General features: G+C 63.8%; 21 protein-coding genes. 5 read left to right on the plus strand and 16 right to left on the minus strand.

Annotated features, from left to right (window positions below; genetic code table 11):
- Positions 1 to 45: 45 nt before the first annotated feature.
- Together NKJ08_RS07940 and NKJ08_RS07945 are read left to right on the plus strand one after the other, a co-directional pair.
- Positions 46 to 3,186, plus strand: coding sequence for an efflux RND transporter permease subunit (locus tag NKJ08_RS07940; RefSeq protein ID WP_352781611.1), 3,141 nt, complete (start codon positions 46 to 48; stop codon positions 3,184 to 3,186).
- Positions 3,187 to 3,547: 361 nt separating this feature from the next.
- Positions 3,548 to 5,041, plus strand: a complete 1,494-nt coding sequence (locus NKJ08_RS07945) for an aldehyde dehydrogenase family protein (RefSeq protein ID WP_352781612.1) — start codon at positions 3,548 to 3,550, stop codon at positions 5,039 to 5,041.
- A 165-nt stretch (positions 5,042 to 5,206) separates the two neighbouring features.
- Here NKJ08_RS07945 and NKJ08_RS07950 read toward each other — a convergent pair whose 3' ends face one another.
- The 16 genes from NKJ08_RS07950 to NKJ08_RS08025 all read right to left on the minus strand — a co-directional run bounded on the left by NKJ08_RS07950 (position 5,207) and on the right by NKJ08_RS08025 (position 22,608).
- Complete coding sequence (locus tag NKJ08_RS07950; protein WP_352527792.1) at positions 5,207 to 6,916, minus strand: trimethylamine N-oxide permease; 1,710 nt, start codon at positions 6,914 to 6,916, stop codon at positions 5,207 to 5,209.
- 259 nt (positions 6,917 to 7,175) lie between these two features.
- Complete coding sequence (locus NKJ08_RS07955; RefSeq protein ID WP_352781613.1) at positions 7,176 to 9,545, minus strand: trimethylamine N-oxide demethylase; 2,370 nt, start codon at positions 9,543 to 9,545, stop codon at positions 7,176 to 7,178.
- A gap of 125 nt (positions 9,546 to 9,670) precedes the next feature.
- Positions 9,671 to 10,300 (minus strand): sarcosine oxidase subunit gamma, encoded by a 630-nt coding sequence (locus tag NKJ08_RS07960; RefSeq protein WP_352527788.1) that lies wholly within the window; start codon positions 10,298 to 10,300, stop codon positions 9,671 to 9,673.
- The gene (locus NKJ08_RS07965) at positions 10,293 to 13,277 is read right to left on the minus strand and encodes a sarcosine oxidase subunit alpha (RefSeq protein WP_352527786.1); all 2,985 of its coding nucleotides are present in this window, start codon (positions 13,275 to 13,277) and stop codon (positions 10,293 to 10,295) included. The genes NKJ08_RS07960 and NKJ08_RS07965 overlap by 8 nt, the downstream gene beginning before the upstream one ends.
- Entirely contained in the window at positions 13,277 to 13,552 is a 276-nt protein-coding gene (locus tag NKJ08_RS07970) for a sarcosine oxidase subunit delta (RefSeq protein WP_352527784.1), read from the minus strand. The genes NKJ08_RS07965 and NKJ08_RS07970 overlap by 1 nt, the downstream gene beginning before the upstream one ends.
- Positions 13,553 to 13,568: 16 nt before the next feature.
- On the minus strand, positions 13,569 to 14,822 hold the full coding sequence (locus NKJ08_RS07975; protein ID WP_352527782.1) for a sarcosine oxidase subunit beta family protein: 1,254 nt from the start codon (positions 14,820 to 14,822) through the stop codon (positions 13,569 to 13,571).
- A gap of 36 nt (positions 14,823 to 14,858) precedes the next feature.
- Positions 14,859 to 16,166 (minus strand): type III glutamate--ammonia ligase, encoded by a 1,308-nt coding sequence (glnT, locus tag NKJ08_RS07980; protein ID WP_352527780.1) that lies wholly within the window; start codon positions 16,164 to 16,166, stop codon positions 14,859 to 14,861.
- Positions 16,167 to 16,202: 36 nt separating this feature from the next.
- Positions 16,203 to 17,531 carry an FMN-binding glutamate synthase family protein gene (locus NKJ08_RS07985; protein WP_258603849.1) on the minus strand — a complete coding sequence of 443 codons (1,329 nt, stop codon included), beginning with the start codon at positions 17,529 to 17,531 and terminating at the stop codon, positions 16,203 to 16,205.
- 6 nt (positions 17,532 to 17,537) lie between these two features.
- Entirely contained in the window at positions 17,538 to 18,200 is a 663-nt protein-coding gene (locus NKJ08_RS07990) for a GltB/FmdC/FwdC-like GXGXG domain-containing protein (protein ID WP_352527799.1), read from the minus strand.
- 100 nt (positions 18,201 to 18,300) lie between these two features.
- Positions 18,301 to 19,197, minus strand: coding sequence for a class II glutamine amidotransferase (locus NKJ08_RS07995; protein WP_352527778.1), 897 nt, complete (start codon positions 19,195 to 19,197; stop codon positions 18,301 to 18,303).
- 84 nt (positions 19,198 to 19,281) lie between these two features.
- Positions 19,282 to 19,614 carry a hypothetical protein gene (locus NKJ08_RS08000; RefSeq protein ID WP_352527776.1) on the minus strand — a complete coding sequence of 111 codons (333 nt, stop codon included), beginning with the start codon at positions 19,612 to 19,614 and terminating at the stop codon, positions 19,282 to 19,284.
- Complete coding sequence (locus tag NKJ08_RS08005; protein ID WP_352527774.1) at positions 19,611 to 20,291, minus strand: hypothetical protein; 681 nt, start codon at positions 20,289 to 20,291, stop codon at positions 19,611 to 19,613. Before NKJ08_RS08005 ends, NKJ08_RS08000 begins: the two co-directional genes overlap by 4 nt.
- A 51-nt stretch (positions 20,292 to 20,342) precedes the next feature.
- Positions 20,343 to 21,737 (minus strand): APC family permease, encoded by a 1,395-nt coding sequence (locus NKJ08_RS08010; RefSeq protein WP_352781614.1) that lies wholly within the window; start codon positions 21,735 to 21,737, stop codon positions 20,343 to 20,345.
- A 15-nt stretch (positions 21,738 to 21,752) separates the two neighbouring features.
- The gene (locus NKJ08_RS08015) at positions 21,753 to 21,914 is read right to left on the minus strand and encodes a hypothetical protein (protein WP_023673991.1); all 162 of its coding nucleotides are present in this window, start codon (positions 21,912 to 21,914) and stop codon (positions 21,753 to 21,755) included.
- A 17-nt stretch (positions 21,915 to 21,931) separates the two neighbouring features.
- Positions 21,932 to 22,309, minus strand: a complete 378-nt coding sequence (locus tag NKJ08_RS08020) for a hypothetical protein (protein WP_352527770.1) — start codon at positions 22,307 to 22,309, stop codon at positions 21,932 to 21,934.
- Between the two features lie 11 nt (positions 22,310 to 22,320).
- Positions 22,321 to 22,608 carry a hypothetical protein gene (locus NKJ08_RS08025; RefSeq protein ID WP_352527768.1) on the minus strand — a complete coding sequence of 96 codons (288 nt, stop codon included), beginning with the start codon at positions 22,606 to 22,608 and terminating at the stop codon, positions 22,321 to 22,323.
- A 255-nt stretch (positions 22,609 to 22,863) separates the two neighbouring features.
- On the opposite strand from NKJ08_RS08025, the gene NKJ08_RS08030 reads away from it, so the two are divergent.
- The 3 genes from NKJ08_RS08030 to NKJ08_RS08040 are packed head-to-tail and all read left to right on the plus strand — an operon-like array spanning position 22,864 to position 25,570.
- Positions 22,864 to 23,997, plus strand: coding sequence for an aminomethyl transferase family protein (locus NKJ08_RS08030; protein WP_352781615.1), 1,134 nt, complete (start codon positions 22,864 to 22,866; stop codon positions 23,995 to 23,997).
- A 14-nt stretch (positions 23,998 to 24,011) separates the two neighbouring features.
- Positions 24,012 to 24,608, plus strand: a complete 597-nt coding sequence (locus NKJ08_RS08035; RefSeq protein WP_352781616.1) for a dimethylamine monooxygenase subunit DmmA family protein — start codon at positions 24,012 to 24,014, stop codon at positions 24,606 to 24,608.
- Positions 24,605 to 25,570: a PDR/VanB family oxidoreductase gene (locus NKJ08_RS08040; RefSeq protein ID WP_352781617.1), complete on the plus strand. Its 966-nt coding sequence runs from the start codon at positions 24,605 to 24,607 to the stop codon at positions 25,568 to 25,570. The genes NKJ08_RS08035 and NKJ08_RS08040 overlap by 4 nt, the downstream gene beginning before the upstream one ends.
- Positions 25,571 to 25,578 lie beyond the last annotated feature (8 nt).

Genomic DNA, 25,578 nt, shown 5'->3' on the forward strand with positions numbered 1-25,578 from the left:
GCCAGGCGCGTGCTCTGTTGATCAAATTGAAATGGACTGACGCCGATGACCACCGACACCAATGAAAAGCGGTCTTTCAATCTTTCGCGCTGGGCAATCGGCCATCCGAGCATTGCCCGCTTCCTGTTCGGCCTGATCATCGTTGCCGGTGCGCTCGGCCTGATGCGCATGGGCCAGAAGGAAGACCCCGATTTCACCTTCCGCGTCATGGTCGTCCAGGCGATCTGGCCGGGCTCCTCGATCAAGGAGATGGAGGACCAGGTCGTCAACAAGATCGAGCGCAAGCTGCAGGAAACGCCGCATCTCGACTTCGTCCACTCCTACACCCGCGCCGGCAGCGCCATCATCACCTTGCAGGTCAAGGGCGACACCAGTCCCGCGCAGGTCGCGGATGCGTTCTATCAGGTGCGCAAGAAGGTCGGCGACATCGCCAATGAACTGCCGCAGGGTTTGCTCGGGCCGTACTTCAACGACGAATTCGGCGACACATTCATCACCCTGCATTCGATCAGCGGCGACGGCTACAGCTATCCCGAGCTGAAGAAATTCGCCATTCAGGCACGCGACATGCTGCTGACGACGCCCGGCGTCGAGAAAGCCGTGATCATCGGCGACCAGCCGGAAAAGCTCTATATCGACGTGTCGTCCAAGGTGCTTGCCGAACGCGGCCTGACGCTGACCGACCTGCAGAATGCGATCAGGGGCCAGAACAATGTCGACCCGGCAGGTTCGGTCGACACCGGCCAGCGTTCGGTGCGCATTTCGGTCGAAGGCGACGTCGCCAAGGCGGCCGACATCCGCGAGCTTCGCCTGCGCGCCGGCAACCAGGTGACGCGCCTCGGCGACATCGCCACCGTGACCTCCGGCCTCGAGGACCCGTACCAGCGCAAATACCGCTTCAACGGCCACGACAGCGTCCAGCTCGGCGTCGTCATGGCCAAGGGCTTCAACGTCACCGATGTCGGCAAGGACGTCGAAGCGACCTACAAGCGCTTCGAGGAGGCGCTGCCCTATGGCGTTTCGGTGGACCAGGTTTCCGACCAGCCGGAAGTCGTCAAGGATGCGGTGGCCGAGTTCATGGAAGCGCTCGGTGAAGCGCTGCTGATCGTGCTTGTCGTCTCGTTCCTGTCGATCGGCTGGCGTTCGGGTCTGGTGATCGCGATCGTCATTCCGCTGGTCCTGGCCGCCACCTTCGCCATCATGTACGAGCTCGGCATCGACCTGCAGCGCATCTCGCTCGGCGCGCTGATCATCGCCCTTGGCCTCTTGGTCGACGACGCGATGATCGTCGTCGAAATGATGGAGCGAAAGCTCGAGGAAGGCTTGGTCAAGGTCGAGGCGGCGAGCTTCGCCTACTCCTCGACCGCCTTCCCGATGCTGACCGGCACGCTGATCACCACAGCCGGCTTCATCCCCGTCGGCTTCGCCGCCTCGACGGCCGGCGAATATGTGCGCACCCTGTTCTACGTCGTCGGCATCGCGCTGGTCGTGTCCTGGTTCGCGGCGGTCTATTTCACGCCATGGCTCGGCCACATGATCCTGAAGCAGCGCAAGCACGCCGGCAACCATCACGATGTCTTCGACACCGGCTTCTACCGCCGGCTTCGCTCGACCGTGGCATGGGCGGTGCGCCATCGCATCATCGTGCTGGTGATGACGCTGATGACCTTTGCCACCAGCCTGTGGGCGTTCCAGTTCATCCCGCAGAATTTCTTCCCACAATCGTCGCGCCCGGAAATCCTTGTTGACCTCTGGCTGCCTGAAGGCACCAGCATCAAGGAAGTCGAGACGCAGGCCAAGGCGCTCGAAGCCAGGATGATGGACGACAAGGACAAGCGCTTCATCGCCACCTATATCGGCGAAGGCGCACCGCGTTTCTTCCTGCCGCTCGACCAGCAGCTTCGCAACCCGAACTTCGCCCAGCTTCTGGTGATGGCCAATGACGAACCGGCCCGCGAGCGGCTGATCGTCAAGCTGCGCACCATCCTGGCCGAGGATTTCCCGTCGATCCGCGCCAAGGTCGATCGCCTGTTCCTCGGTCCGCCGACCGGCTGGCCGGTGCAGATGCGCGTCATGGGTCCGGATCGCCAGGAGGTGCGCCGCATCGCCGACGAGGTAAAGGCGAAGTTCCAGGCAAATCCGCTGCTCGGCGCCATCCACGACGACTGGCTGGAGCCGGTGCCGGCGATGAAGCTGGTGATCGACCAGGATCGCGCCCGTGCGCTCGGCGTCACCTCGCAGCGCATCCGCCAGATGCTGCAGGCGACCATGGCCGGCGCGCCGCTGGATGACTTCCGCGACGGCGAGGAGACGGTTTCGATCGTTGCCCGTGAACCGGAGGCAAACCGGCATCTGCTGTCCGCGGTGGATTCCGTCTATATCCCGACCGAATTCGGCGGCTTCGTGCCACTGTCGCAGGTGGCCAAGATCGTCCCGGTGCTGGAGCAAGGCGTCGAATGGCGGCGCGACCGCTTGCCGACCATCAGCGTACGCGCCACGCTGCCGGACGGCGTGCAGCCGAACGATGTCGCCATGAAAATGTACAGCGAGATGCAGGGCCTGCGCGACGGCCTCGCACCCGGCTACAAGATTGAGATCCAGGGCGGCGCCGAGGATGCGGCCGAAAGCCAGGCCTCGATTGCGGCGAAAGCGCCAATCATGCTTGCGGTCATCGTCGTGCTGCTGATGATCCAGCTGCAGCATTTCGGCAAGGCGATGCTGGTGCTGGCGACCGGTCCGCTCGGCATCATCGGGGCGGCGGCAGCACTTTTGATCAGCGGCGCGCCGTTCGGCTTCGTCGCCATCCTCGGTGTCATCGCTCTGCTCGGCATCATCATGCGAAACTCGATCATCCTGGTCGATCAGATCGACCAGGACATCGCCGCCGGCGTGGAGCGCTCCGAGGCCATCATCGGCTCGGCCGTTCGCCGGTTCCGGCCGATCGTGCTGACGGCGCTGACCGCGGTGCTGGCGCTGATCCCGATCTCGCGCGGCGTCTTCTGGGGGCCGCTCGCCTATGCCATGATGGGTGGCATCCTCGTCGCCACGGTGCTGACCATTCTTGTCCTGCCGGCAGCCTACGCGCTGTTCTTCGGCAGGGAGCCAAAGAAGGTCGGGGCAACGGAGGAGGCGGCCACGACGGCAGAAGAAAGCGAAAGGCCGCAACTGGCCCTGGCGGCCGAATAGCGGTCGAGGCAATCGCGCAGGTTGGCGCCGCCCCTCATCTGCCTGCCGGCATCTTCTCCCCGTATAGTGACGGGGAGAAGGGACTAGCCGCACCTCGGCGCGCTTTTTTGCAGCGCTGGATATTGGCGAAATCCTTTGCGAAGGCGTCCTTCTCCCCGTCACTATATGGGGAGAAGTGCCCGGCAGGGCGATGAGGGGCGGCCTCGAGATCGATAATTAATCTCAAGTGATTGCCCGTGGTGCGACGCTGACCACGCCTCCTGATGGTAGCGATAAGTTCGTTACGGATCACCCACGGACTCGATACAACGATACCGCTAATCTAGACTGAGAGACTACCGCGCGTGGTTGGAGGACGGTCATGACCATAGCTCAGACAGCGGCGGCACTGCGGCTGCCGATCGACGGGCGCCATCGGCAGATGTTCATCGGCGGCGCCTGGGTCGATGCCCTCTTGGGCCGGACTATGGAGAGCCGCAATCCGGCCACCGGTGCGGTCATTGCCACGGTGCCGCGCGGCGACCGCCAGGACATCGACTTGGCGGTGATTGCTGCGCGCAAGGCGTTCGAGGGACCGTGGGGCCGGTTCAAGCCCTATGAGCGGCAGGTGCTGCTGCTGAGGATAGCCGATCTCTTCGAAAAGCATTGGGAAGAGATCAGCCGCTCCGACACCACCGACATGGGCATGCCGATCGTGCGCACCCGCGCCAACCGCAACCGCGTCATCGGCATGCTGCGCTATTATGCCGGCATGGCGACGTCGCTGCATGGCGAGACCATCGAAAACTCGCTGCCCGGCGAAATCGTCTCCTTCACCCGCAAGGAGCCGGTCGGGGTCGTCGGCGCCATCATCCCGTGGAATGCGCCGACCGCGGCGTCGATCTGGAAGATCGGGCCGGCGCTGGCGACCGGCTGCACCATCGTGCTGAAACCGTCGGAAGAGGCGCCGCTGACGCCGCTGCTGATCGCCGACATCATGAACGAGGCCGGTGTGCCGGAAGGCGTCGTCAACGTCGTTACCGGAACCGGCGCCGAGGCGGGCGCGGCACTGGCCGAGCATTTGGGCGTCGACAAGATCGTCTTCACCGGCTCGACGGCGACCGGCCAGTCGATCGTGCGCGCCTCGGCCGGCAATCTGAAGCGCGTCTCGCTGGAGCTTGGCGGCAAGTCGCCGGTCATCGTCTGCGCCGACGCCGATCTCGACAAGGCGGTGCCGGTGGCTGCAATGTCGGTCTTCGCCAATTCCGGCCAGATCTGCATCGCCGGGTCGCGCCTGTTCGTCGAACGCGCCATCCATGACGAGTTTGTCGAGCGGCTCGCGACATATGCCAAAGGTCTCAGGATCGGCGACGGCATCGACCCGGCGACCGAGATCGGCCCGCTCGTCTCCGAAAAGCAGCTGCAACGGGTCACCGGCTACCTCAAGGCCGGTACTGCGGAAGGGGCAAAACTCGTCACCGGAGGCACGCGGCTTGTAGAAGGCGCGCTTGCCGCCGGCAATTTCGTCGCGCCGACTGTTTTTGCCGGTGTCTCGGACGACATGAAAATCGCACGAGAGGAAATCTTCGGGCCGGTGATCTCCGCGCTGCCGTTCGATACGCTCGACGAGGCGGTCGAGCGGGCCAACAACACGCTCTATGGCCTTGCCGCTGGGGTCTTCACCCAAAACCTGGCCAAGGCACACCAGCTGTCGCGAAAGATCCGTGCCGGCTCGGTCTGGATCAACACCTACCACGCCATCGATCCCGCCGTGCCGTTCGGCGGCTATAAGATGAGCGGTTACGGCCGCGAGGGCGGCGCCGAGCACCTCGACGAGTATCTCAACACCAAGGGCGTGTTCATCAAGATCGACTGAGCCTCGCGCCGAATAGGCTCAGAAACGAAAAAACCCGTCTCGGCGGCGGGTCTCGGCACGAATCAGCACCATACCTAAATTACTAGCATAGCTGCCGGCACAAAGCAAGAACAAAATACGCAGGGACCGAGCGCGCCTCGCGCGCCCGATCCCTGGAGGCGGACGTCAGATGACGAACAGCCAGTTGGCGAGCAGCATCACCGCGACGCCGGCGACCAGCGTCAGATAGGGCAGCATGCCCGCCTTTCGCACCGCGAGGTCCGACGAGTTCATGCCGAGATCGGCCAGCATGTGGTCGGGGAATTTGCCCTTGTCCTGGATGTAATGCCGGAAGCAGAACACCGGGATGATCAGGGCAGCCGTGATCAGCCCGGCCCACAATGCCATCGGGTTCCAGACCTTGGCGCCTGCGCCCATGAAGATCGCATTGACATAGGCAAAGATCGCGCCGAGGCCGAGCAGCCAGCTCGGCGCCTTCCATGGCCGCGCGATATGGCCGTTGTCGATGCGGTGGATCCAGCCGGCGTTGAGGTTGAGGAAGTTGAAGATGATATAGCCGCAATTCGACACGGCGAGGATGAAGAAGAAGCTCGTCGCATCGGCCGAGGCGATGGCCAGCACGATCAGGTTGAAGATCAGGTCCGTCCACATCGCCCGCGTCGGCGCGCCATGCTCGTTGACGTGGCTGAGATAGCGCGGCAGCCAGCCGTCGACCGAACCCTGATAGAGCGTGCGCGAGGAGCCGGCCATCGCCGTCATGATGCAGAGCACCAGCGCCAGGATCATCAGCATCACCAGCAGGCTGTGGATCAGCTGTCCGCCGCCGACCATGCCGGCCAAGGCGTCGGCAACGCCGGAGCCGTCGACGATCGGCGTCGCCAGCATGCCGTTCAAGCCGAGCACGCCCTGGAAGGTGAACGGCACCAGGATGAACAGCAGCATGCACAAGAGGCCGGAGTAGAAGATCGCCTTGAAGGTGTCGGTGCCCGGGTTCTTGAACTCGGAGGTGTAGCATACGGCGGTCTCGAAGCCGTAGGTCGACCAAGCCGCGATGAACATGCCGCCGAGCACCAGCGTCCAGCCGGCGATGTTCCACGAGCCGGGCTCCGGCGCATAGGCTGCCGCGAGCGGCACCAGCGGCGAAAAGTTTGCCCAGTTGATCTGGCCGGTGACGATCGGCACCACGCCGACGATCAGCATCGGGATGATGACCAGCAGGCCGATATATTTCTGCACATTGGCGGTGCCCAGAATGCCACGATGCTGGATCGAGAAGATGATCAGCATCAGCACCGCGCCGATGAAGAAGGTGGCGTTGAAGGTGAAGGAAACCGGGCCAAGCGTGTGACCGTAGAGCGTCCAGTTGCGGATCGCCGGCGTGGCCGCCGCGGTGACCGCGGTGATGGCGTCGGCGGCGCTCGTTCCGGCATGGGCCGCGATATAGGCGGCGACTTCCGGCGAAGTGTCGGTGAACAGCGGTACCGGCGCCAGCGCGTTGAGGATATAGGCGGCGGCGATCGAGCAGCCGAGCGACAGCACTGGCGACCAGGCGAACCAGTTGCACCACACCGAAAGCGGCGCGATGAATTTCGAATAGCGCAGCCACGCGGTGGCGCCGTAAATCGAGGCGCCGCCGGATTTGTTCGGGAACAGCCCGGCGATTTCCGCATAGGTGAAGGACTGCAGGAAGCCCATGATCATGGAGGTGGTCCAGATCAGGAACGCCAGCGTTCCGGTGGTGCCGGCAATGCCGCCGATCGAAAACAGGACAAGGGCCGGAACGCCGCTTGCCACCCAGAAGGCGCCGCGCCAATCGATATTCCGGTGCAGCTGCCCTTCGGCAGGCGGCACCAGGGCAGTGACTATCGTGCTCATGTGTTTGGCTTTCCCCTTTTTTGATGTTCCCCATCGGCGATGGCCGCGACTTGGCGAGACTTCGGCACCGACGCATGCAACAGACGACCGTTGGTGTTTCCACTCAGTCGCATTTTTTTCTTAGCAGTGAAGATTGATCCGGCACGCTTTCACGTCAAGCGTTTTGTGACGCTGTGCACATTGCTGTGAAGGGCATGACGATCCGCCGCCGGCTGGCATTGCCGGCGCGGCCGGACGCAACCTCTCGAAGGACTGTCGATCAGGAGCGCGGCTTGGTCTTTTGCGGGTCGTAATGGGCGAAGGCGACGACGCGCGCCGGCAGCCGCTTGCTGTGGCCGTCGAGCTTGCCGATTTCGACCTCGGTGCCGATCGCCGAATGCACGACGTCGAGCCTGGCCAGCGCGATATTCTTGTTCAGCACCGGCGAGCGCATGCCCGAGGTGACCACGCCGATCTGGGCGCGGCCGACATGCACGCAATCGCCGTGGCCGATGGCGACATTGGCGTCGATGTCGAGGCCGACCAGTTTCTTCTGCGGGCTCTCCTTGCGCCGGATCATCGCCTCGCGGCCGATGAAATCGTCGCTCTTGGTCTTCAGCGGCACGGTGAAGCCGATGCCGGCCTCGAACGGATCGGTCTGGTCCGAGAACTCGTAGCCAGCAAAGATCAGCCCGGCCTCGATGCGCACCATGTCGAGCGCCTGCAGCCCCATCGGCTTCAAGCCATGCGGCTGGCCGGCCTGCCAGATCGCGTCGAACACCTTTTCGGCGTCGCGCGGATGGCACCAGATCTCGTAGCCGAGCTCGCCGGTATAGCCGGTACGCGAGACCACGACCGGAATGCCGTTGCCGCCGCCGATGCGCGCCACGGCGAAGCGGAACCATTCGAGCTCGTCGATCGACGGCTGCAGCGGCGAGGTCCAGATAATCTCCCTCAGGATGTCGCGGCTTTTCGGTCCCTGCACGGCGACATTGTGCATCTGGTCGGTCGACGAGCGCACCAGCACGTTGAGGCCAAGTTTTGTCGCTGTCTCGCGCAACCATTCGCCAGACAGATCGTCGCCGCCGACCCAGCGGAAATTGTCCTTGCCGAGCCGAAGCAGCGTGCCGTCGTCGATCATCCCGCCATGCTCGTAGCACATGGCGGAATAGACCACCTGGCCGACGCCGAGCTTCTTGACGTCGCGGGTCAGCGTGTATTGCAGCAGCGCTTCGGAATCCGGGCCGGTGACCTCGAATTTGCGCAGCGGCGACAGATCCATGATCACGGCGTCCTGCCGGCAGGCCCAGTATTCGTCGATCGGGCCCTCCTTGGCGAAGGAGTTGGCCAGCCAATAGCCCCTGTACTCGACGAAGTTGCGGGTGTGCTTGGCAAAGCTCGAATGAAAGGCGGTCTCGCGGGTCATTTTCGGTTCCGAATCGGGCGTCATGCGTCTGGCGATCGCTCGCGAGAATTTGTGCTGGCCGGAATAGGTCCGCACATGAATGTCGGTTGGGTTCCAGCCATTGGCCGGCGTCGTGTCGTCGGGGCAGGCGGACGAGACGCAGACGATGTCGGTCAAGGCACGCAGCAAAACATAATCGCCCGGCCGCGACCATGGCTCGTCGGAGACCATCACGCCATGCGCGTCTATCGCCGTATTGAAGAAGAAGTTGATCGCCATCCAGCCGGCGCGAGGGGTGACACCCTTGTCGGCCAGCGCGCGGTTGAAATTTTCCGAGCAGTTGGGATGGCCGGGATAACCGATGTCGTCGTAATATTTGGCCGCGCAGGCGAGCGCGAAGGCATCGTGGCGGCCGCAAGTGTCCTGCACCACCTCGACAAGCGGCTCCATGTCCTGGTCGTAATATTTCGAGTGCAGGCCGGGCATCGGGTAACTCGAGCCCATCAGCGTGCGCGTCGTCGTCACATCGAGCGGATGATCGCGCCCATTGTCGAGCTTGCGTGCCGAAAAACACTGGAAGTCGGTGCATTGGCGCCCGTCGACATCGATGATCTGCAGATAGTCGCCGGCTTTGACGAAATAGGCTTCGGCCGTCGCCGAATGGACGCGGAGGTCGAGTACCGGATCGGCCAGCGGGTCGGCAAGCCGCGACTTCGCCGCCGGCCGGATCGTCGCGCGGCGGACGACGACGCTGAGCGGCGTCGCCGTATCGTGGCCATCGACCAGCATCGGCCCACCCGGGGCGGCAATGAGCATCGACCCGTCGCGGGCGACGGGAAATGCCTGTTCGGTGCCGGCAGGCGTAGCCCCGCCGAACACGCGAACCGCCTTTGCCTGATCGAGCTTTACCTGCCGTCGCTCCAGCCCCCGACGCAAGGAAGCTAGGCCGTCGTCGCCATCGGCCAGCAGCGCCTTGATGCCGGCGGCGTTGCTGTTCGACTTTTCACCGAAAATAGCGGGATCGGTGATCCCGGTGCCGTCCCACGCCAGCAGCTCGCAAGCCTGGCCGCCCTCGACATTGCGCACGCTGATCGTATCGCCGGCCTCGACCTCGATGAGCACCGCGCCATTGCCCTGAACGGAATAGCGCTCCATGCCGGCCGGCAGCGCGATCTGGCCGGGCCGCAGGATTAGGCTTGGCCGCGGCGGTCCGGCTGCGACGGCGGGGTAGGGCGACTGGCTCATCTCAACCTGGTTTCGAGAAACAAGTTTGCCTGTGCGTGAAATTATTTTAGCGGCAAGAATAGGCTGGGACGGCGTGTTTTGGCAAGGTCAAGGTGCAGAACGGCTCTCCCTGGCGCGAACAAACGCTACGCCAATTCCTCCGAATGCGCGATCTCCACGCCATATTCGGCGGCCGCATCGAGCATCGTGTGCCACAGGCTTTCGGCGAAGGTCGCGAACACCAGAAGATTGAACACCGCCTGTCCGTCCGTCCGATCATTGCCGCGCCACAGATTGACGCTGGTGTGGTCGATCGATGTCGCCGCTGCGGCGCTCACCGGAAACGCCGCCGGGTGCAGGTCGATCGACGACAATTTTGCCAGCATGGCGTGCGCCTTTTCTCCCGAGATGGTGATCAGGACGCGCGCATGCGACTGGTCCGACAGCGAGGCGACTTGCGACAACGCCTGGCTCAACGGCTCCATCGCGTGCTTGCCGCCCTTCGACAGAGCGAGGAACTGATCCGGTCCCGACCAGATGAGCGTCACGTCCGAAGCGCTGACCGCCTTGGGCGCATCCGGAGCGGCAACGCCGAACCGGGCCTGGGCAGCCTTTGCCAGTTCCTCGGCTTTGCCGCGCCGTGCCATCATTTGGAGCAGGTCGAAATTGCGGATTTCTGTCAGCGACACGCCGGCCTCGGTGCCGCCCGCGCCATAGGCGCCGACGACAAGCGCTTTCTCCAGCGGGCTGCGGGCAATCCAGGAAAACTCAGCCACGCTGGCGCCCTCCATCCGGATCATAGAAGACCGGGCTGCACAGCTCGACGTCGTAGTCTTCGCCGCGCAGCGGATCATGCGCATGGACGATTTCGCCGATGCGCTCGCGGCCGCGCTCGACAAGCGCGAGCCCGATCCACTGGTCGAGCGTCGGCGAAAAACAGACCGAGGTGACATAGCCCTGGTCGTTGTCGGGACCGGGCGTCTCGCCTTTAGGAATGATATGCGCGCCGGAGCGCAGGCGGCGCGTCTTGTCGACCGGCTTGATGCCGACGACGACCTGCCGGTCCGGGGCGACCAGCGCCTCGCGCCCGGCCATGACGCGGCCGATGAAATGTTTCTTGGTCGACATCATCTTGCCGAGGCCAAGGTCGGCGGCGGTCGTCGTGCCGTTCAGTTCCGGCCCGGCGACATGGCCCTTTTCGATGCGCATGACACCGAGCGCCTCGGTGCCGTAGGGCGTCACGCCGAATTGTTTGCCGGCCAGCATCAGATTGCGCACCAGCGCCTCGCCATAGCGGGCGGGAACCGAAATCTCGAACGCCATCTCGCCGGAGAACGAGATGCGGAACAGCCGCGCCCTGACGCCGCCGCGCAGCGCGACTTCCCGCGCCCCCATGAACGGGAAGACTTCGTTCGACAGGTCCTCGGCCGGATCGACGATTTCCCGAAGCAGGTCCCGGGTCCTTGGCCCAGCGATCGAGAATTGCGCCCACTGGTCGGAGACGGATGTCAGCTGCACGTCGAGTTCAGGAAACAGCACCTGCCGGCAGAATTCGAGATGCTGCATCACCAGCCCGGCCTTGGCGGTGGTGGTGGTCAGGAAATAATGGTCCTCGGCCAGTCGCGATGTGGTGCCGTCGTCATAGACGATGCCGTCCTCGCGCAACATCAGCCCGTAGCGGGCTTTGCCGACGGCAAGATTGGAAAAGGTGTTGATGTAGACGCGGTCGAGGAAAGCGCCGGCATCCGGGCCATGCACGTCGATCTTGCCGAGCGTTGAGACGTCGCAGAAGCCGACGCCGGAGCGCACCGCCCTGACCTCGCGGGTGACCGATTCCAGCCAGTCCTTTTCGCCGGCGCGCGGATACCATTGCGCGCGCTTCCACAGCCCGGTGTCGACGAACACCGCGCCCTGTTCGGCTGCCCAGTGGTGCGACGGCGTCAGCCTTGTCGCGTGGAAGTTCTCGTCACGATGATGGCCGGCGAAGGCGCCGATGGCGACCGGCACATAGGGCGGCCGGTAGATCGTCGTGCCGGTCTCGGGAATGGATTTGCCTGACACAGCCGCCATGATGGCGAGGCCGGCGACGTTCGAGGTCTTGCCCTGGTCGGTGGCCATGCCGAGCGTCGTGTAGCGCTTGAGATGCTCGACCGATTCGAAACCCTCGCGCTGCGCCAGTTCGATGTCGGACGCCGTGACATCGTGCTGGTAGTCGACAAAGGCCTTGCCCTTGCCGGCGACATGCCAGAGCGGCGTCAGCGAAAAAACCTCATCGTCGGCGACCGGCGGCGTGCCGGCATTGCCGCTGCGCCCGGCACTCTGTGCTGCCGCCGCTCCTGCGGCAAAGCCCTGGCGCAGGCAGTCGCCCAGCCCGAAGGCGCCGTTGGCGGCGCCTGCGGCCATCATGCCCGGAGGCGCATCGTCCGGGACGAAGGCTGCGATGTCGTCCTGCCATTTCGGCCGGCCGCGATGGTAGGAGGTCAGCCCGACCGCCGGATTCCAGCCGCCGGAGACGGCAAGCCCGTCGGCTTCGACTTCCGCCCGTGCGCCGCCGGTCAGCGAGATCGCGATTTTCCGGACGCCGTCCTTGCCGCCTTCGACCCCGTTGACCGAGCCGCTGAGCACCGGAAAGCCAGCCTTGGCGGCGAGCGCGCGATGCGCGGCGGAGACGTCCGGGCGCGCATCGACCACGGCCGCGATCCGCAATCCGGCGCCAAGCGCGGTCTCGACCATGCGCCACCCATCCGCATTGTTGGTGAACAGCGCGATCCTCTTTGCCGGCGTTGCCGCGTAGCGCGTGACATAGGTCCGCATCGCCGAAGCCATCATCACGCCGGGCGTGTCGTTGCCGGCAAACACGATCGGCCGCTCGATGGCGCCGGCGGCAACGACGCAGCGCCTGGCCACGATCCGCCACAGGCGTTGGCGCACCTGGTGCTCGGGCGGCGAGGGCAGGTGGTCGTTGACCCGCTCGATCGCGCCATAGGTGCCGCCATCATAGACGCCGAACAATGTCGTGCGGTTCATGATGCGGACATCGGGGAGTGCTGCGAGTTCGGTCAGCGTGCGGGAAATCCATTCGGCTGACGGCATGCCGTCGATGGTGCCGCCATCCGACAGCAGCCGGCCGCCGGCCACAAAATCCTCCTCGCACAGGATGACACGGGCGCCGCTGCGCCCGGCCGCCAATGCCGCCGCAAGCCCGGCCGGGCCGGAGCCGGCGATCAGCACGTCGCAATGCGCCCACGCCTTGTCGTAATGGTCGGGATCGGCGACGCCGGCGGCGCGGCCGAGACCGGCGGCTCGGCGGATCGCCGGCTCGTAGACCGCTTCCCAGAATTTCGCCGGCCACATGAAGGTCTTGTAGTAGAAGCCGGCGACGAAGATCGGCGCAAACAGCTGGTTGACCGCCATCAAATCGTGGCGCAGCGACGGCCAGCGGTTCTGGCTGGCGGCTTCGAGCCCGTCATAAAGCTCGGCCGTGGTCGCCTTGGTGTTGGGCTCGCGCCGCGCCCCCGTGCGCAGTTCGACCAGCGCATTGGGTTCCTCCGAACCAGCGGTCAGGATGCCGCGCGGCCGATGGTATTTGAACGAGCGACCGACCAGCTTGACGCCATTGGCGATCAGCGCCGAGGCCAGCGTGTCGCCCTGGAAGCCGGCAAAGCTCTTGCCGTCGAAGCGGAAGCTCAGCGGCGCGGCGCGATCGATGATACCGCCGCTCTCCAGCCGGTGTGTCTGCGCGGAGCCAACCATCAGGCGCCAACCTTGGCAGCACCAACTCCGGCAGCCGGCTCGACCGAGGAAATCTCATGCGTCAGCGTGTTGCGGTCGACCTTCAGCCAGGCCCGGCAGCCGCCGCCATGATACCAGTATTCGCTCATCGGGCCGGGGACATTGTCGCGCAGATAGACATAGTCGAAGACCTCGCCCTCCGAGGCGTCCGCCGCCGGGCGCACCGGCTTGGCGTCGCCGAGATAGGTGAACTCGCCGAGTTCGCGTTCGCCGCAGAAGGGACAGACTATACGCATGCTGTTCAGCCAGCCTTCAATGCAGGTTCGGTTGGGCGCCCTGGCCCTTTTCGTCGATCATCGCGCCCACCCGGAAGCGGTCGAGGCGGAAGCGTGCCGCCTCCTTGTGCTGCTCGTCGCGCGCCAGGAGATGGGCAAAGACCAGGCCGGAGCCGGGCGTCGCCTTGAAGCCGCCATAGCACCAGCCGGCGTTGAGATAGAGCCCGTCCACCGGCGTCTTGTCGATGATCGGCGAGCCATCCATCGACATGTCCATGATGCCGCCCCACTGGCGCAACAGCCGCACGCGGCCGATCATCGGCATCAGCGCCATGCCGCCCTCGCAAACGTCCTCCATCACAGGCAGATTGCCGCGTTGGGCATAGGAATTGTAGCCGTCTATATCGCCGCCGAACACCAGCCCGCCCTTGTCGGACTGGCTGACGTAGAAATGCCCGGCGCCGAAGGTCATGACATTGGGGATCAGCGGCTTGATCGCCTCCGAGACGAAAGCCTGCAGCACATGACTTTCAATCGGCAGCCGCATGCCGGCCATCGCCGCGACGCGCGAAGAACTGCCGGCGACGGCCATGCCGACCTTGGCGGCACCGATCTTGCCGCGCGATGTCTCGACCCCGGTCACCTTGCCGTTGGCGTCGCGGACAAAGCCGGTCACCTCGCAGTTCTGGATGATGTCGACGCCGAGCGCACTCGCCGCATGCGCATAGCCCCAGACCACAGCATCGTGCCGCGCCGTGCCGCCGCGCCGCTGCAGCAGGCCACCCTGTACGGGAAAACGTGCATTGTCGAAGTTCAGGAACGGCATCATCTTCCTGACGGCGGCGAGGTCGAGCAGCTCGGCGTCGATGCCGTTGATGCGCATCGTGTTGCCGCGCCGCGCATAGGCGTCGCGCTGCGCGTCCGAATGGTAGAGGTTGATGACGCCGCGCTGGCTGACCATGGTGTTGTAGTTGAGGTCCTGCTCCATCCGCTCCCACAGCTTCATCGACAGCTCGTAGAAGCCGGTATTGCCGGGCAGCCCGTAATTGGAGCGGATGATGGTGGTGTTGCGGCCGGCATTGCCGGAGCCGATCCAGCCCTTTTCCAGCACGGCGACATTCCTGATGCCGTATTCGCTGGCGAGGAACCATGCCGTCGCCAGGCCATGGCCGCCGCCGCCGATGATCACCACGTCGTAGTGGCTCTTCGGGCTGGCGTCGCGCCAGGTGCGCTGCCAGTTCTTGTGGCCGGAAAATGCCGCCCGGGCGAGGGAGAAGATCGAGTATTTCATGAACCTGTTTCGCGCCGGGCGTGCAACAATTCCGGATCAGATGTCGAGCGTGTGGTCGCGCTCCCACTGGGTGAAGTGGGAAGCATAGGAATTCCATTCCTGGTGCTTGAGCTTTAGATAAGCCGACGAGAATTCCTCACCCAGCGCCGTCTTGAGCGATTTGTCGTTGTCGAACTCGCGCAACGCATCGAGCAGGTTGAGCGGCAGCTTCGGCGCGCCTTCGACCGTGTGCCCGAACTGATACATGTCGATGTCGTAGCGCCTGCCGGGATCGGCCTTCGAGCGGATGCCGTCGAGGCCGGCAGCAATGATCACGGCCTGCAGCAGATACGGGTTTGCCGCGCCGTCGGGCAGGCGCAGCTCGAAACGGCCGGGGCCGGGCACGCGAACCATATGGGTGCGGTTGTTGCCGGTCCAGGTCACCGAGTTGGGCGCCCAGGTCGCGCCCGATATGGTGCGCGGTGCGTTGATGCGCTTGTAGGAATTCACCGTCGGGTTGGTGATCGCGGCAAGCGCCGAGGCATGCTTCATGATGCCGCCGAGGAAATTCCTGCCCTTAGCCGACAGGCCGAGTTCCATCGCATTGTCGGCAAAGACATTGGTCTTGCCGTCTCTGTCCCACACCGAGATGTGGGCATGGCAGCCATTGCCGGTCAGGCCCTGGAACGGCTTCGGCATGAAGGTTGCGCGCAGGCCGTGCTTTTCGGCAACGGACTTCACCATGAATTTGAAGAAGGAATGCTTGTCGGCGGTCGCCAGCGCATCGTCGAAAGCCCAGTTCATCTCGAACTGGCCGTTGGCGTCCTCATGGTCGTTCTGGTAGGCGCCCCAGCCGAGCGCCAGCATGTGGTCGCAGATCTCGGCGATGACGTCGTAGCGGCGCATCACCGCCTGCTGGTCGTAGCAGGGCTTCGAAGCGGTGTCGTATTCGTCGGAAATCGTCTTGCCGTCCGGCGAGATCAGGAAGAATTCCGCCTCGACGCCGGTCTTGATGTGCATGCCGTCGCCGGCGGCCTCGGCGATCAGCCGCTTCAGCGTGTTGCGCGGCGCCTGCTCGACCGATTTGTCGTCCATGATGCAGTTGGCGGCGACCCAGGCGACTTCGGGCTTCCACGGCAACTGGATCACCGAGGCCGGATCCGGCACCGCCAGCATGTCGGGATGCGCCGGCGTCAGGTCGAGCCAGGTGGCAAAACCGGCAAAGCCGGCACCGTCCCGCTGCATGTCGGCGATCGCCTGGGCCGGCACCAGCTTGGCGCGTTGCCCACCGAACAGGTCGGTGTAGGATATCATGAAATATTTGACGCCCTTCTCCTTGGCGAAGGCGGCGAGATCGTTCCCCATTATAGTTCCTCGCTTAATTGTGCTGTCAGGTGGTTATCAGAAGCCGTTCTTGCCCGGTATCCAGTTGGTGCCGGCCAGCGGCACGCCGGCCATGGCGGCGGCTTCGATCGTCAAGGCCACGAGATCCTCGGGCTCGAGATTGTGCAGGCTGTTCTTGCCGCAGGCCCGGGCAATCGTTTGCGCCTCCAGTGTCATCACCTTAAGATAATTCGCCAGCCGTCGGCCGGCCGCAATCGGATCGACCCGTTTCATTAGTTCGGGATCTTGCGTGGTGATGCCGGCCGGATCGCGTCCCTCATGCCAGTCGTCATAGGCGCCGGCCGTGGTGCCGAGCTCGTTGTATTCCGCTTCCCAGCGCGGATCGTTGTCGCCGAGCGCGACAAGCGCTGCCGTGCCGATCGACACCGCGTCGACACCAAGCGCCAGCGCCTTGGCGACGTCGGCGCCGTTGCGGATGCCGCCGGAAACGATCAGCTGCACCTTGCGGTGCATGCCGAGATCCTGCAGCGCCTGCACCGCCGGCCTGATGCAGGCAAGCGTCGGCTGGCCGACATTTTCGATGAATACTTCCTGGGTTGCCGCGGTTCCGCCCTGCATGCCGTCGACGACGACGACGTCGGCGCCCGCCTTCACCGCAAGGGCGGTGTCGTAATAGGGCCGCGCGCCGCCGACCTTGACGTAAATCGGCTTTTCCCAGTCGGTGATTTCACGTAGCTCCAGGATCTTGATCTCGAGATCGTCAGGCCCGGTCCAGTCCGGGTGGCGCGATGCGGAGCGTTGGTCGATGCCTTTCGGCAGCGTGCGCATTTCGGCGACCCGGTCGGAGATCTTCTGGCCGAGCAGCATGCCGCCGCCGCCTGGTTTCGCACCTTGGCCGACGACCACTTCGATCGCGTCGGCCCGGCGCAGATCGCGCGGGTTCATGCCGTAGCGCGACGGCAGATACTGATAGACTAGTGTTTTCGAATGGCCGCGCTCTTCCTCGGTCATGCCGCCGTCGCCGGTGGTGGTCGAGGTGCCCGACAGCGTCGCGCCGCGGCCGAGCGCTTCCTTGGCCGGCCCGGACAGCGAGCCAAAGCTCATGCCGGCAATGGTGATCGGGATTTTCAGCTCGATCGGCTTTTTCGCATGACGCGAACCGAGCACGACGCTGGTGTCGCAGCGCTCGCGATAGCCTTCGAGCGGATAGCGCGAGATCGAGGCGCCGAGGAACAAAAGGTCGTCGAAATGCGGCAGCTTGCGCTTGGCGCCCGCACCGCGGATGTCATAGATGCCGGTCGCCGCGGCGCGGCGGATCTCGGAAAGCGTGTAGTCGTCGAAGGTCGCGGACTTGCGCGGCGTCGTCGGCGGGTTGCGATAGGTCATTGAGCCTCAATACGCGTCGGCGTTGTCGATATTGAAATTGTAAAGCGTGCGCGCCGCGCCATAACGCTTGAACTCCGCCGCCTTGACGCCGGTCACGCCGGCGCGGTCGAGCAGGCGCTGCAGCAATTCCAGGTGTTCGGGCCGCATCTCCTTGGCGATGCAGTCGGCGCCGAGGCTTTCGACCTTGCCGCGCACGAAGAGCCGCGCCTCGTAGATGGAATCGCCGAGCGCATCGCCGGCATCGCCCAGCACCACCAAATTGCCGGATTGCGCCATGAAGGCCGACATGTGGCCGATATTGCCATGGACGACGATGTCGATGCCTTTCATCGAGATGCCGCAGCGCGACGATGCATTGCCTTCGATGACCAGCAACCCGCCCCGGCCGGTGGCGCCGGCATACTGGCTGGCATCGCCTTTGACGACGATCTGGCCGGACATCATGTTTTCGCCGACGCCGGGCCCGGCCGAGCCATGCACCGTGATGGTGCTGCCGTCGTTCATGCCGCCGCAATAATAGCCGACGCTGCCGCGGACATCGATGGCGACCGGCTGGTCGACGCCGACGGCGACCGAATGGCTGCCTCGCGGGTGAAGTACCTCCCAGGCGGTCTCGTTCGAACCGGTGGTCAGATTGTGCAGCGCCTGGTTGAGTTCGCGCAGCGACATTTCGGCCAAGTCGAAGACCTTCGATGCCTGATTGTGGCCCGGCTCGCGCGCGGCCTTGGAGACGTTGCCCGCATTGAAGGCGTTGATTGCCGGCATAAGCTCAATGCTCCCAGAAATAGACGGTTGCGGGCTCGGGTTCCCAAACCCTCGCATTGTCTATGCCGGGCAGTTTGGTGAGCGCACGATATTCCGAGCCGAAGGCGACATACTGGTCGGTTTCGGCCATCACGGCGGGCTTGCAGGCGATCGGATCGCGCACCACGCCGAAGCCGTTCTTGGTGCCGACGACGAAGGTGAAGAAGCCGTCGAGGTCGCTCAGCGTGCCTTCCAGCGCCTCGCTGAGGTTTTTGCCATGCGCCATCTGCGAGGAGAGATAGGCGGCCGCAACTTCGGTGTCGTTCTCGGTCTCGAATGTCATGCCTTCGCGGATCAGCCCGCGGCGGACATTGTTGTGGTTGGACAGTGAGCCATTGTGCACCAGGCACTGGTCGGCGCCGGTCGAGAACGGATGCGCGCCCATCGTCGTCACCGCCGATTCGGTCGCCATTCGGGTATGGCCGATGCCGTGCGTGCCGGTCATCTCGCGGACGCCGAAACGATCGACGACGGCTTCCGGCAAGCCGACTTCCTTGTAGATTTCGACGACGTCGCCGGCACCCATGATGCGGATGTCGGGGCGCAGCGCCTTGATCGCCTCGCGCGCTTCGTCGATCTTGGCAGGCGTCGTCCTGACCACCGCATGCGTCGACTTCGCAGCCAAGCTCACCGGCGCGCCGATCGCCTTGGCGAGTTCGGCGTCGAGGCCGCGGAAATCGCGCTCCGGTCTGGCCGATTGGATGGTGATCTTGGCTTCAATGCCCGATGGCGCGCCATAGATGGCGATGCCGGCGCTGTCGGGACCGCGATCGCTGAGCGAGATCAGCATCTCCGACAGCATCGCGCCAAGCTGGGGCTCGAGCGACTTGTCCTTCAAAAAAAGTCCGACGATTCCGCACATGTCAGGCTCCCGAGATTTGTTCCCTTGGAGATGTATCGAATGAGTCCCGGGAATTCAATTGGTATGAAAAAAATTTTCCTGTCGTTATATATCGGTTGAGGCGCCGCTGGCCGCACTATCGCTGCGCTCACCGCCATTGTGAACCCATTTGGCGTGGCGGATGCGGGCGATTTTGTAGGCGTCCAGGATCGACAGGGCATAGATCAGGACGCCGCCGGCATGGCGGCCGATGAAGCTGGCATCGGGCGGCGCGATCTTGGCGGTGACCCAGGCCAGGATCACCATGAAGAACAGGAACTGCAGGCCGCGCACCGGTACGCCGAGCACGACATGTCCGCTTGCCGGCAAAACGATCGCGGCGCCGAGAACCAGATAGGGGCTCGGTGGTGCGGGGGAGGTGGTGCTCTGGCTGGTCATGCCGCCTGCCCTTCCCTTTGATTGATGGCATCGCGCAGCGCCGACGCCGATGACAGCAGCCTCTCGATCAGCGCCGGATCGAGCTTGACGTCGCCAAATTCGGCTTGCCGGAACACGCCATAGCGCGCCCGCTCGGCCTCGGCCAGCAGCCAGACGATGCGCACGCCGTTCGGCGTGATCAGCAGTTCCTTGGCGCGCCCCTCGGCGAAGATATCGAGGTGTTCGGCGATGATGGCTTGGGGGAAGCGCATGCCCATGCGGTCGGTCCGCAGCACCGCCTCGGCCGGAAATCCAGCCGCCTTCGGCAGCGTATGGTCGAGATGATCGAAGTTGGAAAAGGTCGTCGGCGAGCCGGGCCGCATCATCATGTCGCAAGTGCCTGGCACCACCACTCTTTCGGTGATCGAAACGCTCAGCCAGCGTGCCGGAAGCTTCCTTGTCGCCAGCGTGTCGACGATGGTCCGAACCTGCACCCGCCGGCCGTTCCACGAGCCGGCAAAAGTAACGACGCCGACGGTGCCGTCCGAGACGTTGGCCACGTCGGGAATGACGGCACGGAGGCCGGCTTCGTCTGCGGCAAGCGCGGTCGAAGCCTTGGTGCGGTTGACGCGCGCAAGCCGGGCGAGGTTCAGGCCGAGAGCCAGGGCAGCCGCCCCGGCGAGCAATACTGAGATCACCTAACGCACCTCGTCACGCAAATGCCCGCCCAGACAGGGCGACTCCTCCTGTCAGTAACCCTGCGGTTTCGGCCACGGCATGGTGAACTGGGCACCACGACGCACGAATCTGTAGCGGTAGAAGTGGAACCACAGCGAGATCAGGAAGTAGAAGGCGACCATGGCGATCAGCTGCGAGCCGAAGCCGAGGAAGATCGCAAAGAAGGTGACCACGCACAGGCAGAACAAAACGAGGGCCGGCAGCGGATGGAAGGGATGGGTGTAGCCGCGGCGGATCGAGCCGAGCGGCCACTTCTTCCTGAACATGATGATGTTGATGCTCATGAAAGTGTATTGCAGCACGCCCGACAGGATGGAGAAGGTGATCGCCTGGTTGAGGTCGGCGATGAAGGCGAAGGCAAGCGCGATCGGCAGCAGGAACAGGATCGAGCGATAGGGCGTGCGGTATTTCGGATGCACCGCCGAGAACCAGGTCGGCAAATAGCGGTCGCGGCCGAGCGAGAACCAGGCGCGCGCGGCGTCGTTGATGCAGCCATTGGCGGAAGCAAGTGCCGCAAGCAGCGTCGCGACGAACAGCAGGTTCTCCAGCAACGGGCTGCCGGTCAGCTTTCCCGCGTCCCAGAGCGGGTACGGGGTGACGCCGAGATATTCCCATGGCATCAGCGAGGCGCAGACATACCAGGTCATGGCGGCGGCGATCAAAAGCGTGATCATGCCGGCCATCGTGCCATAGGGCAGCGAGCGCGCCGGCGAGCGCACTTCCTCGGCGGCCTGCGTGGTGCCCTCGATGCCGAGATAGTACCAGATGCCGAACTGGAAGGCGGCGATGACGCCGATCCAGCCATAGGGCAGCGCATTGCCGGGGGTGACTAGGTCGTTGAGCTTCAGCACGGCGCCTTGCGTCCACGGGCTCACCGAAAAGAACAGGATGACGATGGAGACATAGGCAATGGCGGTGATGACGAAATTGACGTTGAGCGTCATCAGAACGCCGCGATAGTTGAGCCATGCCAGCACGACGATGGTGGCGGCGATGAAGGAGTTGTAGCTCATCCCTTCGACGCCGGCCTTGGCGACGATTGTTTGGCCGAGCAATATCGCGTCGGAGACTTCGAGCATGGTATAGGCAAAGACCAGGAACAGCGCGACGTTGAAGGCCATCAGCGGCCCGACGATGTGCTTGGCCTGCGCATATTGGCCGCCGGCGGCGGCGACCGTTGAGGTGACCTCGGAATCGATCATGGCGACGGAGGTGTAGAGCAGGCCGACGATCCAGCAGACCACCAGTGCGGCGAGCGCGCCGCCCTTGTCGGCGGAGAAGTTCCAGCCGGTGAATTCGCCGACCAGAACGATGCCGACGCCGAGCGCCCAGACATGGGCCGGGCCGAGCACCCTGAGCAGCGACACCCTGTCGCCATGCACTGCCGGTTCAAGCGTGACCGTCATCGTTCAATCCCCCACTCAGATCCGGTGTTTTTCGGACACAGCTTCAAGTTCGCCTTCCCTGGACGAGGTCAGCATCTCTTCGGAATAGGTCGTGTCGATCTTGAACCAGTCGTAGAGCATCCACAGCGCGAGCACGATCGAGATGCCCCAGCATGCGTAAGAGAGTGCCACCCACATGACGATGCTTCCCCGATTTATTTGTCGTCGAATTTTTCGTTGATGACGTCGCGGTATTCACGGTCCGATGCGCGGAACAGAAAGATGAAATAGCCGATCAGCACCGCGGCCATGATGATCAGCGTCGGCCAGTCGATGATGTAGTGGAAGCGGTTCTGGATGATGTCATGCGCGGTTTCCGGCATGTAGCCGAGCTTTTCCCAGATCGAGGCCATGGTCGGGTTCTGTCCAAGCGCTTCCCACGTCTTGGCATCGAGCGCGTCGATGGATTTTGCCGCCCCTGCGAGGCCCAGCTTGAGCGGCAGCCACAGCGCGACGAAAATCGCGACAACGACGACGGCGATATCGAAAACCTGGCCGGCTTTGCTCTGTTCCGGCGGTGTGTAGCGGGCCATGCGTCTCCCCCTCAGGACTTGCGGTTGCGGTAGGCGTCGGCATGCTTGATGTCGAGGCCGTAGATGAACTCCTTGTCTTCCTTGTAGTGGTTGACCATCGCCAGGATCGCGGCCGTGTTGAAGATCAGCACGGCGGCAGCGGCGACCGCGACGACGAACTTGATGCCAGCGTCGGGGATGTATGGCCATGTCATGAAGAGGACGAAGAGGATCGTCGCCCACAGGCAGACGATCAGGAGCACCGATCCACGAAGGTCGGAACGGTACAGTGCTTCAATGCGCTGCTGCATGTCGGACATCGTTTTCCCCTCGATCGCTCTCTTTCAAGAGAGTGAAATTTTTTTCATAAGTTCCGTCCGAATTCCGCAATTGTCAAGACGATTTTACGCAACGTTAACCGTTTGTTTGACCGCCGGATTTTGCCTGACAATGAAATTATTTGCTTACGGGTATTGCAGGCTCCCGGCGTTTGCGATCAATATTCAGGCAACGCTCCCGCCACTGTGCAGGGAGCAGGGGAAAGCAAAAACTTTTTTCGAACGGAGAACCAGCGGATGACGGCATCCTGGAGATTTTCGGCCCTTGCGGACCGCCATCGCGCGCTCGGCTCGAAGCTCGAAGACTGGAGCGGCATGGGCACCGCCTGGACCTACGACAAGGACGCCGACGAGGAGTATATCGCCATCCGCACCAAGGCCGGGCTGATGGACGTATCCGGCCTGAAGAAGGTGCACATCACCGGGCCGCACGCCTCGCACCTGATCGACCTGGCGACGACGCGCGACGTCGAAAAGATCTATCCCGGCAAGTCGGCCTATGCCTGCATGCTGAATGAGGCGGGCAAGTTCACCGACGACTGCATCCTATACCGCACCGGCCCGAATTCCTGGATGGTGGTGCATGGTTCGGGCACCGGCCATGAAGAGCTGCAGCGCGCCGCCAAGGGCTGCGATGTCTCGCTGCGTTTCGACGACAATCTGCACGACCTTTCGCTGCAAGGCCCGACCGCCGTCAATTATCTGGCAAAGCATGTGCCCGGCATTCGCGACCTCAACTATTTCCACCACATGCAGACGCAGCTGTTCGGCTTTCCGGTGATGATCTCGCGCACCGGCTATACCGGCGAGCGCGGCTACGAGATTTTCTGCCGCGGCCAGGACGCCGGCACGATCTGGGACAGGATCCTCGACGAGGGCAAGAGCGCCGGCATCATCCCGTGCCGCTTCACCACGCTCGACATGCTGCGCGTCGAGAGCTACCTCCTGTTCTACCCCTACGACAATTCACAGAAATACCCGTTCGAAAACGAGGGCCCCGGCGACACGCTGTGGGAGCTCGGCCTCGACTTCACCGTCAGCCCGGGCAAGACAGGATTTCGCGGCGCCGAGGAGCATTATCGCCTCAAGGGCAAGGAGCGCTTCAAGATCTTCGGCGTGCTGCTCGAAGGCAAGGAGCCGGCCGACGAGGGCGCGCCGGTCTATCGCGACGGCAGACAAGTCGGCGTGGTGACCTGCGCCATGTATTCGCCGCTGGTCAAAAAATCGATGGGCATCGCCCGGCTCGACGTCGACTGCGCGGTCCAGGGCACCAGGCTCGAGATCCGCAACAAGAGCGGCGCCATCAGCGCAACCGCCGAGCCGCTTCCGTTCGACGATCCGAAGAAGACCAAGCGCACGGCGAAAGGCTGAGGCATACTGGGCGTATGGCAGCGAAAAGCATCATCAGCCGGCCGGTCTATGGGACCCTATCTCCGCAGCCCGGCAAGCATCATCTTTTCGTAGCGGATGCTGAGGGCGCGCTGGCGATTGCCGACCTGGCCGCCAAGGCACAAGCGGATTTTTTCGGCGGCGCCCACATCATCTTCATTCCCTGCCGCGATGGCAAATATGCCGATGCGCTCGAAGCATTGAAGCCGGCGCAGTTCTACGTCGGCCATTCCTTTGCCAGCGCCCTGCCGCGGCTGAAGCAGACGCTGGCCAACGCGCATATGGGCCTCAGGCTCTATCTCGCCGGCACCGAGGGGCTGATCGGCCAGGCCATGCAGGCGGCGCTCGAAGCCGGCATCGACCACACCTCGATCCAGACCGAGCATCGCGGCTCGCTGGCGCGCCGCATGCAGTGCGTCCACTGCAAGGGCATCACCGAGAACGTGACGACGCAGCCGGCAACCTGTTCGCATTGCGGCCTCTTGCTTCTGGTGCGCGATCATTATTCGCGGCGCCTTGCCGCTTTCCAGGGCGTCTGCATCAATGCCGAGGACCGCAGCGAAATTCCTCCGATCGAGGAGGTCTTTCGATGAGCACCGGCACCACCAAGCTCGATGTCGTGGTCAGCGATGTCGTTCCGGTCAACGAGCTGGTGACGCGCTTCCACTTCCGCCGGCGCGACGGCCAGCTATTGCCGACCTTTTCCGGCGGCGCCCATGTCGTTGTCGAGATGCGCGACGGCGAGCGGACAAGGCTCAATCCCTATTCGCTGATGGGCTCGCCGCTCGACACCCGCGAATACACCATCTCGGTGCGCCGCGACGATGCCGGCCGCGGCGGCTCGCTGTTCATGCACAGGCATGTCAGGCCGGGCATGGAAATGGTGGTCAGCTACCCCGTCAATCTGTTCTCGCTCGATCTGCGCGCCAGGAAGCATTTGATGCTGGCCGGCGGTATCGGCATCACCCCGTTCATGGCGCAGACCGCCCAGCTGGCGGCGGAAGGCGGCAATTTCGAATTGCACTACACCTGCCGCACAGCCTCGCTCGGCACCTATGCCGATCTGCTGAGAGAGCGCTACGACCGCCGGATCAGGCTCTATCACGACGACCGCGACGAGCGCATCGAGCTCGACCGGCTGCTGTCGTCGCAGCCGCTCGGCACCCATCTCTATGTCTGTGGGCCGTCCGGCATGATCGGCTGGGTTCGCGACCGTGCCGCTGCCTTGGGCTGGCCGACGGAAACCGTCCATTTCGAGCATTTCGCGGCACCGCAGCCCGGCGCGCCCTTCGACGTGACGCTGGCGCTCAGCGGCAAGACCATCCGCGTCGACGAGCAGCAGAGCCTGCTCGAGGCGATCGAAGCGGCCGGCGTCGATCCGCCCTATCTCTGCCGCGGCGGCGTCTGCGGCCAATGCGAGACCAACGTCATTTCTCATGACGGCAAATTCATCCACAACGACCACTGGCTGAGCGAGGAAGACCACCGTTGCGGCCGCAAGATCATGCCCTGCGTGTCGCGCTTCGAAGGCAGGTCTCTGGTGCTGGAAAGATAGGAGGCGAG

It is taken from the genome of Mesorhizobium sp. M0244, assembly GCF_040321795.1.
In the GTDB taxonomy this organism is placed as follows: domain Bacteria; phylum Pseudomonadota; class Alphaproteobacteria; order Rhizobiales; family Rhizobiaceae; genus Mesorhizobium.

Excerpts from the sequence above, each read along its gene's own strand:
- NKJ08_RS07940 (WP_352781611.1), top strand. The coding sequence starts at position 46 with ATGACCACCGACACCAATGAAAAGCGGTCTTTCAATCTTTCGCGCTGG.
- NKJ08_RS07945 (WP_352781612.1), top strand. The coding sequence starts at position 3,548 with ATGACCATAGCTCAGACAGCGGCGGCACTGCGGCTGCCGATCGACGGG.
- NKJ08_RS07950 (WP_352527792.1), bottom strand. The coding sequence starts at position 6,916 with ATGAGCACGATAGTCACTGCCCTGGTGCCGCCTGCCGAAGGGCAGCTG.
- NKJ08_RS07955 (WP_352781613.1), bottom strand. The coding sequence starts at position 9,545 with ATGAGCCAGTCGCCCTACCCCGCCGTCGCAGCCGGACCGCCGCGGCCA.
- NKJ08_RS07965 (WP_352527786.1), bottom strand. The coding sequence starts at position 13,277 with ATGGTTGGCTCCGCGCAGACACACCGGCTGGAGAGCGGCGGTATCATC.
- NKJ08_RS07970 (WP_352527784.1), bottom strand. The coding sequence starts at position 13,552 with ATGCGTATAGTCTGTCCCTTCTGCGGCGAACGCGAACTCGGCGAGTTC.
- NKJ08_RS07975 (WP_352527782.1), bottom strand. The coding sequence starts at position 14,822 with ATGAAATACTCGATCTTCTCCCTCGCCCGGGCGGCATTTTCCGGCCAC.
- glnT (WP_352527780.1), bottom strand. The coding sequence starts at position 16,166 with ATGGGGAACGATCTCGCCGCCTTCGCCAAGGAGAAGGGCGTCAAATAT.
- NKJ08_RS07985 (WP_258603849.1), bottom strand. The coding sequence starts at position 17,531 with ATGACCTATCGCAACCCGCCGACGACGCCGCGCAAGTCCGCGACCTTC.
- NKJ08_RS07990 (WP_352527799.1), bottom strand. The coding sequence starts at position 18,200 with ATGTCGCTGCGCGAACTCAACCAGGCGCTGCACAATCTGACCACCGGT.
- NKJ08_RS07995 (WP_352527778.1), bottom strand. The coding sequence starts at position 19,197 with ATGTGCGGAATCGTCGGACTTTTTTTGAAGGACAAGTCGCTCGAGCCC.
- NKJ08_RS08000 (WP_352527776.1), bottom strand. The coding sequence starts at position 19,614 with ATGACCAGCCAGAGCACCACCTCCCCCGCACCACCGAGCCCCTATCTG.
- NKJ08_RS08010 (WP_352781614.1), bottom strand. The coding sequence starts at position 21,737 with ATGACGGTCACGCTTGAACCGGCAGTGCATGGCGACAGGGTGTCGCTG.
- NKJ08_RS08015 (WP_023673991.1), bottom strand. The coding sequence starts at position 21,914 with ATGTGGGTGGCACTCTCTTACGCATGCTGGGGCATCTCGATCGTGCTC.
- NKJ08_RS08020 (WP_352527770.1), bottom strand. The coding sequence starts at position 22,309 with ATGGCCCGCTACACACCGCCGGAACAGAGCAAAGCCGGCCAGGTTTTC.
- NKJ08_RS08025 (WP_352527768.1), bottom strand. The coding sequence starts at position 22,608 with ATGTCCGACATGCAGCAGCGCATTGAAGCACTGTACCGTTCCGACCTT.
- NKJ08_RS08030 (WP_352781615.1), top strand. The coding sequence starts at position 22,864 with ATGACGGCATCCTGGAGATTTTCGGCCCTTGCGGACCGCCATCGCGCG.
- NKJ08_RS08035 (WP_352781616.1), top strand. The coding sequence starts at position 24,012 with ATGGCAGCGAAAAGCATCATCAGCCGGCCGGTCTATGGGACCCTATCT.
- NKJ08_RS08040 (WP_352781617.1), top strand. The coding sequence starts at position 24,605 with ATGAGCACCGGCACCACCAAGCTCGATGTCGTGGTCAGCGATGTCGTT.